This window comes from Streptomyces sp. NPDC007189, from assembly GCF_040703635.1.
Lineage (GTDB): Bacteria > Actinomycetota > Actinomycetes > Streptomycetales > Streptomycetaceae > Streptomyces.
Genome location: NZ_JBEYEY010000006.1, coordinates 44,932 through 56,587, shown reverse-complemented (window position 1 = coordinate 56,587; position 11,656 = coordinate 44,932). Strand labels below are relative to the sequence as shown.

Annotated in this window: 11 protein-coding genes and 1 riboswitch; of the genes, 6 read left to right on the top strand and 5 right to left on the bottom strand. The window is 73.1% G+C overall.

The genetic code is table 11. From position 1 onward, the window contains the following. Positions 1–85: 85 nt before the first annotated feature. Positions 86–227: riboswitch (cobalamin riboswitch) on the bottom strand. A gap of 142 nt (positions 228–369) precedes the next feature. From AB0950_RS14435 to AB0950_RS14425, 3 genes are all read right to left on the bottom strand, one after another. Beyond that, on the bottom strand, positions 370–597 hold the full coding sequence (locus tag AB0950_RS14435; RefSeq protein WP_360150792.1) for a hypothetical protein: 228 nt from the start codon (positions 595–597) through the stop codon (positions 370–372). A 34-nt stretch (positions 598–631) separates the two neighbouring features. Continuing rightward, the gene (locus AB0950_RS14430) at positions 632–1,882 is read right to left on the bottom strand and encodes an inorganic phosphate transporter (protein ID WP_360150795.1); all 1,251 of its coding nucleotides are present in this window, start codon (positions 1,880–1,882) and stop codon (positions 632–634) included. A gap of 153 nt (positions 1,883–2,035) precedes the next feature. Continuing rightward, a complete protein-coding gene (locus AB0950_RS14425) occupies positions 2,036–2,791 on the bottom strand; it encodes a lysozyme (protein WP_366778618.1) in 756 nt (251 codons plus the stop codon). A 496-nt stretch (positions 2,792–3,287) separates the two neighbouring features. Between AB0950_RS14425 and AB0950_RS14420 the strand changes: the two genes are divergently transcribed. From AB0950_RS14420 to AB0950_RS14410, 3 genes are all read left to right on the top strand, one after another. Continuing rightward, a complete protein-coding gene (locus AB0950_RS14420) occupies positions 3,288–3,950 on the top strand; it encodes a class II aldolase/adducin family protein (RefSeq protein WP_366778617.1) in 663 nt (220 codons plus the stop codon). Between the two features lie 211 nt (positions 3,951–4,161). After that, positions 4,162–5,289 carry an alpha/beta fold hydrolase gene (locus AB0950_RS14415; RefSeq protein WP_360150804.1) on the top strand — a complete coding sequence of 376 codons (1,128 nt, stop codon included), beginning with the start codon at positions 4,162–4,164 and terminating at the stop codon, positions 5,287–5,289. 320 nt (positions 5,290–5,609) lie between these two features. Continuing rightward, positions 5,610–6,995, top strand: coding sequence for a hypothetical protein (locus AB0950_RS14410; RefSeq protein WP_360150807.1), 1,386 nt, complete (start codon positions 5,610–5,612; stop codon positions 6,993–6,995). Between the two features lie 13 nt (positions 6,996–7,008). Here AB0950_RS14410 and AB0950_RS14405 read toward each other — a convergent pair whose 3' ends face one another. Next, positions 7,009–7,422, bottom strand: a complete 414-nt coding sequence (locus AB0950_RS14405) for a VOC family protein (RefSeq protein ID WP_360150810.1) — start codon at positions 7,420–7,422, stop codon at positions 7,009–7,011. Between the two features lie 281 nt (positions 7,423–7,703). Between AB0950_RS14405 and abc-f the strand changes: the two genes are divergently transcribed. The 3 genes from abc-f (at position 7,704) to AB0950_RS14390 (ending at position 10,813) form a co-directional block, all read left to right on the top strand. Further along, positions 7,704–9,302 (top strand): ribosomal protection-like ABC-F family protein, encoded by a 1,599-nt coding sequence (abc-f, locus tag AB0950_RS14400; RefSeq protein WP_360150813.1) that lies wholly within the window; start codon positions 7,704–7,706, stop codon positions 9,300–9,302. 323 nt (positions 9,303–9,625) lie between these two features. Continuing rightward, positions 9,626–9,847, top strand: coding sequence for a helix-turn-helix domain-containing protein (locus AB0950_RS14395; RefSeq protein WP_004002281.1), 222 nt, complete (start codon positions 9,626–9,628; stop codon positions 9,845–9,847). 162 nt (positions 9,848–10,009) lie between these two features. Then, entirely contained in the window at positions 10,010–10,813 is an 804-nt protein-coding gene (locus AB0950_RS14390; RefSeq protein WP_366778616.1) for an enoyl-CoA hydratase/isomerase family protein, read from the top strand. A 34-nt stretch (positions 10,814–10,847) separates the two neighbouring features. Here AB0950_RS14390 and AB0950_RS14385 read toward each other — a convergent pair whose 3' ends face one another. Then, positions 10,848–11,576: a nucleopolyhedrovirus P10 family protein gene (locus AB0950_RS14385; RefSeq protein WP_360150819.1), complete on the bottom strand. Its 729-nt coding sequence runs from the start codon at positions 11,574–11,576 to the stop codon at positions 10,848–10,850. Positions 11,577–11,656 lie beyond the last annotated feature (80 nt).

Genomic DNA, 11,656 nt, shown 5'->3' with positions numbered 1-11,656 from the left:
AGTGAAGTGCGGGCCTGGTAGCGGTCCTTGTCCTTCGGCAGCCGGGCATGGCGATCGATGTCCTCACTCAGGGTGTCCGCGCCCTGGTTCGACGAGATTCGGCGGTGAGAGTTCCTGGCTCCCGGGTTCTTCCCCGGTGACAGTGGCGGGACCGCGCCGGATTCGCACCGGCTTCCTCTCCTTGCCGCCGTACATGGCCTGGGCAGTCCACCACGCGCCCGGAACGGCCGTCAACTTGCCGTTGACCTGCGCGGGGAGAGTGTGCCGATCCCCACACTGCGGGACGCCCGTGACCGCTGGGCATGGCGAAGGCTCCCCTCCGTCAGGGACGGAAAGGAGCCTTCGTGATGCCCGATGCGTGCGGCTCGGTCAGGACTTGGAGACGATGAGGACGATGCCGTACGCCACCGCGGCCGCGCAGGCGGCGAAGCAGACGTACGCGCCGGTGACCGCGAGGGGGGCGGAGCCGCCCTGCGCCGCGGCCTTCTCGCGCCGCGCCAGACCGTTGATGCCGAGAGTGAACAGGGCCACCAGGCCCACCGTGAACACGAGGCTGACGCCGAAGACGGAGCCGAGGGCCGACCAGTCGATCTTCATGGGGTTGCTTCCTTGGGTACCGGTGTGGCCGGGGTCAGACGGTCGCGGCCGGCGGGACGGCCTCGGGCGTGGGCTCGGCGGTGGCCGGGGCGGGGATGGTGGCCGTCAGGTTCTCGCCGATCGTGCCCGCCGGGGGCGGGGTCACGGCGGCGATGGCGGTGGTCACCACACCGGCCGGCTCCACGGACTCGTCCACGACGTTGGTGTGGTCGACGACCTCGCGGCGGGAGAGCTTCCAGATCCCGGCGCTCGCGGCGACGAGGAAGACGGCGACCACCGCGGTGCCCCAGTCACCGAGATCCGTGACGGACTCGGCGCCCGCGCCGACCAGCGCGGCGGCCGGGAGGGTGAGCACCCAGGCGACGGCCATGCGGGTCGCGGTGGACCAGCGGACCACCCCGCCCTTGCGGCCGAGGCCCGCGCCCATCACCGAGCCGGAGACGACGTGCGTGGTGGACAGCGAGAAGCCCAGGTGGGAGGAGGCCAGGATGGCTGTGGCGGCGCTGGTCTGGGCGGCGAAGCCCTGGCGCGGCTCCAGCTCGGTCAGGCCCGTGCCCATGGTGCGGATGATCCGCCAGCCGCCGATGTAGGTGCCGAGCGCGATGGCCAGGCCGGCGGAGAGGATGACCCAGGTGGGAGGGTTCGAGCCCGGGGCGATGGTGCCGCCCGCGATCAGCGCGAGCGTGATGACGCCCATCGTCTTCTGGGCGTCGTTGGTGCCGTGGGCGAGGGAGACCAGGCCGGCGGAGGCGATCTGGCCGGCGCGGTAGCCCTTGCGGGTGGCCTCGCCCTCGGCCTTGCCGCCGATGCCGTAGGAGAACCGGGTGGCCACCATCGAGGCGATGCCCGCCACGACCGGCGCGGCGACCGCGGGCAGCAGCACCTTGGTGACCAGGACGTCGCCGTGCACGGCGCCGAAGCCGGCGGAGGCGACGGCGGCGCCGATCAGACCGCCCATCAGGGCGTGCGAGGAACTGGAGGGCAGACCCACCAGCCAGGTCACGAGGTTCCAGAGGATCGCGCCGACCAGGGCGGCGAAGATGACCTCGGGACGGATGCCGGTCTCGTCGACGAGACCCTTGGAGATCGTGTTGGCGACCTCCACGGAGAGGAAGGCGCCCACCAGATTGAGGACGGCGGACATGGCCACCGCGATCTTGGGCTTCAGAGCGCCTGTGGAGATGGTCGTGGCCATCGCGTTCGCGGTGTCGTGGAAACCGTTCGTGAAATCGAACGCGAGAGCGGTCACCACCACTATCGCGAGGATCAGCGAGAAGCTTTCCATTTGCCCAGGCAATCGTTCGAGGTCATTGGCTGGACGAACGTAGGCAACCTGGGTGAACGGAAGATGAACTGAGGCGGGCGCCAGGGTGTCAAAAGGGGAGGGTCGGGGTTCCGTTTCCCCCGGCCCGGCCTCAGCGGCCCAGGCGCCCCTTGGCTACCAGCCCCGGGCGAGGATGGTCAGCCGGCTCGCGGGCCCGTTGAAGAGATTCTGGTCACCCGGCAGCCGGCCCTTGGTCGCGCACTGCCAGAAGGTCCAGTACCGCCACCCGCCCGGCAGCTTCCCCGGCCCCGAGGCGCTGTGCCGGGCGATCCACAGGGCGTGGTTCTTGGAGAACGCGTGGCTGTCGCCGGTGCACTGCCGCCACCACTGGGCGGTCGTGTAGATCACCGGGCGGCGGCCGGTCTCCCGCTTGACCTCGTCGCTGAACGACCGGATCCAGCGGGCCATCCGCTTCCAGCCCAGCCCGTAGCACCGGTGCTTCTTGCTGTAGGGGTTGTACTCGATGTCCAGCGCGGGCGGCAGGGTGCGGCCGTCCGCCGCCCAGTCACCGCCGTGCCGCACGAAGTAGGCGGCCTGCCGGGCGCCGGAGGACCTGTCCGGCAGCGCGAAGTGGTACGCGCCCCGGTACAGGCCCGCGTCGCCCGCGCCGTCGTACTGCCCGGAGAAGTAGGGGTTGGTGTAGTCCGTGGACTCGGTCGCCTTGACGTAGACGAACCGCGCGCCCGCCGACCGGGCGCCCTGCCAGTCGACTTCCTTCTGGTGCGACGAGACGTCGTGCCCCCGCGGCAGTCCCGAGACCAGTGCCGGAGGTCCGGCGGCGGCGGACGCGGTGCCCGCGAGAGCGAGCGCCGCCATCGCCGCCGCGAGGACACCGGCGCGGCGACGGAGCAGGGTGCGTTCACGGGCCATGTGTCTCCCCGGGTCTGCGGACGGACGAGCCGTCCGGCGGGCAAGAGGGACCATTGAAGGCCTGCCGATCATCCGAAACGGCGGCCATTCACGGCGATTCCGGCCGTTTTCGCCCGATCGGGGGTGCAGGCTCGCGGCTGGAAGCGGGGGGCTTCTTACGGGGGGGAGTTGGCGGGCGGGGTCGCTGTGCGTGGCCGAGGTGGGGCCGCGCTTGTGCCGTGGGTGCGGTCGGGGTGGCGGGATCGTGCCCACGGTCGGCAAGCGACGCTTCTCTGGTGGGTGCGGTTGGCGGGAGCGCGGTCGTGGCCGACAGGCGAGGGTCTGCCCTGGCTGCAGCCCGCCGGATCGCTGCTCACGGCCGGAAAGAGACCGTCCGCGCTCCTCCCGTGGACGCGGTCGGTGAGGAGCGCCGCGAAACCACCGGCGGTATCGCCGCTCGCGGCCGGAAACCCGCGGTCCGTCCCCCTCCCGCGGCCCTGCCTGGCAAGATCGCGGTATGGGTGAGCAGCGGTGGGACGCGGAGCAGGAGCGGATCTGGGCGGAGTTGGTGGCGACGGCGCGGCGGAGCGTGGCCGACGGGCTGGTGGTCGGCACCTCCGGGAACGTCTCCGCGCGCGTGGGCGACCTGGTGCTGGTCACCCCCTCCGGAGTGCCGTACGACCGGCTGACCCCGGACGACATCACCGGCGTCGACCTCACCGGACGCCAGGTGCTCGGCGCCCTGGTGCCGACCAGCGAGCTGCCCATGCACCTCGCCGTCTACCGCACCACCGACGCCCGCGCGGTCGTCCACACCCACGCCGTGCACGCCACGGCGGTCTCCACGCTCGTGCCCGAGCTGCCCCTGGTCCACTACATGGCCGCGGCCCTCGGCGGCCCCGTCCGCGTCGCCCCCTACGCCACGTACGGCACCGACGAACTGGCCGAGAACATGCTGCGCGCCCTGGCCGGCCGCTCCGGCTGCCTGCTGCAGAACCACGGCACGATCGCCTACGGCGCCTCCCTCGACCAGGCCTACGACCGCACCGCCCAGCTGGAGTGGATGTGCCGCCTGTGGCTGACGGCGTCCTCGGTGCCCGGCCTGACCCCGTCCCTGCTGACGGAGGCACAACTCGCCGAGACCGGGGAACGGTTGAGGGGGTACGGCCAACGGAGGTGACACCTTGCCGCACAGCGCCCCGCTCCGACGCCTCGTCGAACGCCTCTCCCGTCGCCGGCGCCCTCTCACGCCGGTCCGCCGGATCCGCCGCGACGGCGCTCCGCCACGACGGACCACCTGGGTGGTGCCGAAATCACCCGCGTCCCGACGCTCCTCACCCGGCCCCGCCCTTCCGCTGGCCGGTGACGGCAACCCCCGGGACACTGGACCCGTGCGCCCCGTCAAAGCGACCGCCCTCACCACGGCCATAGCCGCCGGCATGGCCCTGGCGTCCGTCGCCGCGGGCCGCCTCGCCAGCGACGCCGCGCTGAAGGCGCCCGCCGGACGCCCGCTGCCCACCGAACCCCGCCTCACCGTGCACGGCACCGCCGCCGGCCAGATCACCCTCACCCGCGACCTGGCCTCGCTGCGGCCCGGCACCTACGGCCTCGCCGGCGACGGCTCCCACGCGGTCGTCGGCCCCGTCGTGGAGAGCGTCCGGCACACCGCCGACACCGTCGTACGCCGCCTGGAGCGCGTCACGCACGGCACCCTCTCCTCCGGCGACGCGGTGTGGCTGACCCCGAACCTGTACGTCGGCGATCCGTCCGCCGCCCTCGGTCTCGACCACGCCGACGTCGAGGTGCCCGGCGAACTCGGCTGCCTGCCCGCCTGGTTCGTGCCCGGCGCCCGGGACACCTGGGTGATCGCCGTGCACGGCCTCGGCGCCACCCGGGAACAGGCCATGAACCTCATGCCCGCCCTGCACGCCCGCCGGATGCCGGTCCTCGCGCTCGCCTACCGCGGCGACCCCGGCGCCCCGCGCCCGCGGGACGGCCTGAACCACCTCGGCGAGACCGAGTGGCGCGACCTGGACGCGGCGATCCGCCACGCCGTCCGCAACGGCGCCCGCCGGGTCGTCCTGCTCGGCTGGTCCACCGGCGCCACGATGGCCCTGCGCGCCGCCGAGCACTCCGCGCTGCGCGAGCACATCTCCGGACTGGTCCTCGACTCGCCGGTGCTCAGCTGGGAGGCCACGCTGCGCGCCCTCGCCCGCGCCCGCCACACCCCGCCGCCGCTGCTGCCGCTCGCCGTGCGCGCCGCCCAGGGCCGGACCGGCCTGTACGCCGACCGGGTCCCCGAGATCACCGACCCCGGCCGGCTCACCGTGCCGACCCTGATCTTCCACGGCCCCGACGACCGGGTGGCCCCCTGGGAGTTCTCCCGCCGGCTCGCCCACCGCCGCCCCGACCTGGTCGCCCTGCACACCGTGCCGCAGGCCCCGCACGCGGCGATGTGGAACGCCGGTCCCGAGGAGTACCAGGAGCGGCTGCGCCGCTTCCTGACCCCGCTCGTGTGACGGCGCCCGGCCCCGGGCCCCGCGCTCGCGGCGAGGATTCCGTTTACGGCCGTACGACTGGCCTGATCACCCCTCCTCACCGCGCCCCGGACCCCGTGCTCTGGCCTGCCCCGTCGCCCGCCGTGACATTCCGTTTGGGTTTTCGGACCGTCAACCGGAAGACTGCACCCGTGACGTCCCGTATCCCGCGCGACTCCAGGCTCCGACTCGTCCGACCGCGACCCCTGGCCGCCGCCCCCAGAGCTGTGAACCAGCGGCGCCCACGCCGCCCCGCACCCCGGCCGCCGGAGGGCACCCCGGCCCCCGCGGAACTGGCCGGAATGGCCCGTGCCGGACTGGCCGGCCCGGTCCGGGTCGCCCGCTGGGCCGACGCCGCACTCGGCCCCGGCAGCGACGGCGCCACCGCCGACGGCAAGGCCACCCTCTCCGACGCCACCGCCCGGCGCGCCGCCGCCGACCTCGGCCTGACCGTCGCCCAGGTCCGGGCCGACTGGGACACCGCACGCCTCTCCGGACTCGTCGAGGTGCACGGCGACCGCGCGCGCCCCGGCTGGCGGCTGCGCGCCTGGGACCGCGACGACAGCGCCGTCCTGCGCGGCTGGGTCGCCCTCTTCGACGCCTGGTCGCTCGCCTCCCCGGAACCCGAGGAGTTCGAGCCGGCAGCCGTCGCCGAGGTCGTCTCGGCCATGCCCCAGGTGCTCTCCTTCCTCCAGCTGTCCGCCGGGCCCGTCCCGGTCGAGCAGCTGCTCGACCTGCTCCAGCAGCGGGTCACCGAACTGCGCACCGAGCGCTGCGAGGTCCCCCTCGACCCCGGCACCGGCCGGCCCACCGACCCCGGCCCCGCCCGGCCTGCGGTGCCGGGAGCCCGGCAGCCCGCCGAACCGGGCGCCGCACAGCCCGCCGGCTCCGTAGCCACCCGCCCGGCCGTCCCGGCGGGCGGTGACCTCGCCGTGGCCGCACCGGAAGCCCCCGCCTCCACCGGCGACGCCGCTCTCGCGCCCCTGCTCGACTGGGCGCTGCGGGCCCTCGCCTCCGTCGGCGCGCTGACCTACGGCGACGGCCAGGCCACCCTCACCCCGCTGGGCAGCTGGGCGGTGTGGGTCAAGCTGGAGCAGATCTGCGTGGCCGCGCAGAGCCCGGCCGGCAACATCGAGCAGTCCGCCGAGGACATGCTCCGCGGCTGCGCCCAGCTCCGCCCCAACGCCGCCCGCGCCGAATACCGCGCCTGGCTCGCCGCCCGCACCGTCGGCGACGCCGTCACCGAACTCATCAACGCCGCACGCGGCGAGGACGCCCTGCTGCGCGGCCTGGCCTTCGAGGCGCTGCGCGTCGTGGGCGCCCCCGCCGAGCCCGACGTACGCGCCGTCGTGGACGAACCGGCCCTCAGGCCCTACGCCCTGCTGTGGCTCGCCGAGCACGACGGGATCGACCCGGAGGACGCCCACGAGGTCCTCACCCGGGAGGAGGCGACCTGGCTGTGGGTGGACACCGCCGCCGCCGTCGCCGACCACGGAGAGGCCTCGATGCTGGTCAGGCATCTTGAGGCCGCGGTGCAGCCCACCGTCCCGCAGCTGCTCGACGAGGTCCGCGCCGTCGGGCACCCGCGCACCGTGCAGGTCCTGGTCGCGCTCGCCGCCGCGCATCCCGACCCGGCCCTGGCCAAGGCCGTGCGCCGGGCCGCCTTCCAGGTGCACACCGGAGGCTGAGCCGGCCCGGAGGTCAGCCGGCGATCTCCGGGGCGTACGTCCCGAAGCTCCACACGTTGCCCTCGACGTCCCGGGCCAGGTAGTCCCGCGAGCCGTAGTCCTGGTCGGTCGGGGGCATCAGGATCTCCACGCCGTGCTCAACGGCCCGCTGGTGGTGGGCGTCCACGTCGTCCACGACGACGTACACCCCCGCGGGCCCCGCGTCCTTCATCACCGTGTCGAACAGGCCGCCGCGGCCCTTGGAGCCGATCATCACCGCGCCGTTGCCCTGGACCAGCTCGGCGTGCATCACCGTGCCGTCCTCCGTCTCGTACAGCGACAGCTCGGTGAAGCCGAGGGCCTCCGTCAGCTGCTTGATCGCCGCCTTCGCGTCCGCGTACAGCAGCGTGGGGTAGAGGCTCGGCCGTCCGCCGCTCGTGCCTGCCATGCCGATCACTCCTTCGTGCGTCGGATGTGTGGCGTCCCGTTCAGTGTTGCAGCGACCACTGACAACGCCCGGTGCGCAAAGGCCGCCCCGCCGTATGTCGTACGGCCCCACCGCGCGCGCCCGCGACGATCTCTTAGGCCCTCACCGAACGCACGGACGTAGAAAAACCGCTTGCACGGCCCCGTTAGACTTCTTCCCATGGCCATTCTCCTCGCGCATTAGACGGCGGGAACGTCCTCAGCCGCCCACCCGCCAATCCCTGTACGCCCTGGAGTCTGTCCGTGATCTCCGCCTCCGGTATCGAGCTGCGCGCCGGTGCGCGCGTCCTCATCGAGAACGCCACCTTCCGTGTCGCCAAGGGCGACCGCATCGGCCTCGTCGGCCGCAACGGCGCCGGAAAGACCACCCTCACCAAGTGCCTGGCCGGCCAGGGCATCCCCGCCGCCGGCACCATCACCCGCTCCGGCGAGGTCGGCTACCTCCCGCAGGACCCCCGCACCGGCGACCTGGACGTGCTCGCCCGGGACCGGATCCTGTCCGCGCGCGGCCTCGACGTCCTGATCCGCAAGATGCGCGAGAACGAACAGCGCATCGCCAACGGCCAGGGCGCCACCCGCGAGAAGGCCCTCAGGCAGTACGAGCGCCAGGAGACGGAGTTCCTCACCAAGGGCGGGTACGCCGCCGAGGCCGAGGCCGCCACCATCGCCGCCGCGCTCAACCTGCCCGACCGCGTGCTCGGCCAGCCGCTGCACACCCTCTCCGGCGGTCAGCGGCGCCGTATCGAGCTGGCCCGGATCCTGTTCTCCGACGCGGACACCCTGCTGCTGGACGAGCCGACCAACCACCTCGACGCGGACTCGATCATCTGGCTGCGGGACTACCTGAAGACCTACCGCGGCGGCTTCATCGTCATCTCCCACGACGTCGACCTGGTCGAGACGGTCGTCAACAAGGTGTTCTACCTGGACGCCAACCGCTCCACGATCGACGTCTACAACATGGGCTGGAAGCTCTACCAGCAGCAGCGCGAGGCCGACGAGAAGCGCCGCAAGCGCGAGCGGGCCAACGCCGAGAAGAAGGCCGCCGCGCTGCACTCGCAGGCCGACAAGATGCGCGCCAAGGCCACCAAGACGGTCGCCGCGCAGAACATGGCCCGCCGGGCCGACAAGCTGCTCGCCGGGCTCGAGGCCGTCCGGCAGTCCGACAAGGTCGCCAAGCTCCGCTTCCCGGAGCCCGCGCCCTGCGGCAAGACCCCGCTGATGGCCGAGGGCCTGTCGAAGTCGTACGGCTCGCTGGAGATCTTCACCGACGTCGACCTGGCCATCGACAAGGGCTCGCGGGTCGTCATCCTCGGCCTCAACGGCGCGGGCAAGACCACCCTGCTGCGGCTCCTCGCGGGCGTCGAGCAGCCGGACACCGGCGCGGTCGTCCCCGGCCACGGCCTCAAGCTCGGCTACTACGCCCAGGAGCACGAGACCCTGGACCCCGACCGCACGGTCCTGGAGAACATGCGCTCCGCCGCCCCGGACATGGACCTGGTCGAGGTGCGCAAGGTGCTCGGCTCGTTCCTGTTCTCCGGCGACGACGTCGACAAGCCCGCCGGGGTGCTCTCGGGCGGCGAGAAGACCCGCCTCGCGCTCGCGACCCTGGTCGTCTCCTCGGCGAACGTGCTCCTGCTCGACGAGCCGACCAACAACCTCGACCCCGCCAGCCGTGAGGAGATCCTCGGCGCCCTGCGCACCTACAAGGGCGCGGTCGTCCTCGTCACCCACGACGAGGGCGCCGTCGAGGCGCTGCAGCCGGAGCGGATCATTCTGCTGCCGGACGGCGTCGAGGACCTGTGGGGCTCCGACTACGCGGACCTCGTCGCCCTGGCGTGATCCACTGCGTATGGATCATTCGGCTCATCCGTGATCCATCATCTGTGTGAGATCTCCTCGTATCGGGGTGTGTCGTACACGCATTTTCCGGCCGATCCCTTGCGTGCCAAGGGATCGGCCGTTTCGCGTTCCTGACCTGGCACTTCGCGAATCCACCCGTTCGGCCCCACCGACACCACCCTTTGGAATCCTTGATTCCGCTTGTGGGGATCCACTCCTGTCGTCACAACGATGTCTCACGGACCTTGCCGAATGGGTGGCCATCACGCCCGGGAGGGGTGATCATGAGGAGACCAGAGCGCACTTCCCATGAGGAGGCACGGGTGGCCGAGACTCTGAAGAAGGGCAGCCGGGTGACCGGCGCCGCGCGCGACAAGCTCGCGGCAGACCTGAAGAAGAAGTACGACTCCGGTGCGAGCATCCGAGCACTGGCCGAGGAGACCGGCCGCTCGTATGGCTTCGTGCACCGGATGCTCAGTGAGTCGGGCGTCACGCTTCGTGGGCGTGGCGGAGCGACCCGGGGCAAGAAGGCCGCATCGTCCTGACCCCCCGGGCGGCCCACCGGCTTCGATGGTGGCCATCCGGTCGGCCTTCCCCCGGGCCTTGAGGGGCCCGGGGGCACTCCGGACCGGCCGGGTGGTTACTGTGCAGTCACTTAGCATGCCGTAACGGCACTGCGTGATGACCGCACCCATCGGAGGCGCCCCATGGCTTCGCCCGACCAGGACCTCGCTCCTGTACTCGACAAGGACGGCGTACGGCTCACCGTCGACGACGCGCTCGCCACGGTGACGCTGACCAACCCGGCCAAGCGCAACGCGCAGAGCCCCGCTCTGTGGCGGGCGCTGACCGAGGCCGGCCGGCTGCTGCCGGGCTCCGTCCGCGTCGTCGTGCTGCGCGGCGAGGGCACGTCCTTCTCCGCCGGGCTGGACCGGCAGATGTTCACCCCGGAGGGGATTCCGGGCGAGCCGACCTTCATCGAGCTCGCGCGCCGTGACGACGCCGGGCTCGACGCGACCATCGCCGAATACCAGGAGGCGTTCACCTGGTGGCGGCGCAGCGACATCGTGTCCATCGCCGCCGTCCAGGGGCACGCCATCGGGGCCGGCTTCCAGCTCGCGCTCGCCTGCGATCTTCGCGTCGTCGCGGACGACGTGCAGTTCGCCATGCGCGAGACCAGCCTCGGCCTCGTGCCCGACCTGACCGGCACGCACCCGCTGGTCGGTCTCGTCGGGTATGCCCGCGCGCTGGAGATCTGCGCGACCGGACGGTTCGTCGGCGCCGAGGAGTCCGTGGCGTCCGGGCTGGCCAACGTCGCCGTGCCCGCCGATCAACTCGACGACGCCGTACACGACTTGGCGGCCGCGCTGCTGGCCGCACCGCGCGACGCCGTGGTGGAGACCAAGGCACTCCTGCGCGGCGCCCAGGACCGGGACTACGACACCCAGCGCGCGGCCGAACGCGCCGCCCAGTCCCGCCGCCTCAGGGACCTGGCCGGCCTCGGCGAATGAGCCCGGCGACGCCGGGACGTTCCCACGACAGGGCCTAGCCCACCGCCGTCACCAGGACCGCCACCGTCGGTCTGTCCTCCAGTGCGTCCCGTACGGTCGAGCGGACCTGGCGGGTCACGTCCAGGGTCCGGTGGTCCGCGCTCGTCGTCAGTTCCACGCGCGCGTGCCGGTGCGGCAGTTCGGGCGGTGCCGTGCCGGTCGTGCGCTCCTCCAGGTGCACCGCACGGCCGAGCCCGCCCAGGGAGCCCGTCAGACCGGTCACCCCGGGCACGGACAGCACGGCGGCGGCCACCCGGACCTCGTCCGGGTGCGTCGGCTCCCGTGCCGGCGCCGGCTGCGGCGGGCGCGCGTCCGCGGCCGGCGTCCCCGCCTCCAGAAGGTCGGTGACCCGCAGGTCCACCTCCGTCACCGCGAGCCCGAGCCGCTCCAGCGCGGCCGTCGCCAGCGCCCGCCGCAGCCGGGACGCCACGGCCGGCAGCGGCTCGGCGGCCGTCGCGGCGAAGTCCGCCGTCAGCCGCAGCGCGCCCGGCGGCAGCGCGCTCGGCGGCGCCGGTACGACGGACTCGGGCGCCTCCTCCGGATCGGCGAGTCCCAGCCGCAGCCCGCCCAGCCGCACCCCGGGCATCCCGTCCGCCGCCCGCCGCAGCACCGCCGCGGCCGCGGCCTCCGCGATCCACGCGCCGTCACGCGGCCCGCCGAGCGGCAGCAGCCTGCCCAGCCCCACGTGGTGCCGCACCGCCTGTACCCACTCCTGCGCCGTCATTCCTCCAGCCTGCCGTATCGCGGGCGCGCGGTCGGGGAAGCCTGCATACGGTGGACGGAGGACATCGAAGGGGACGACCA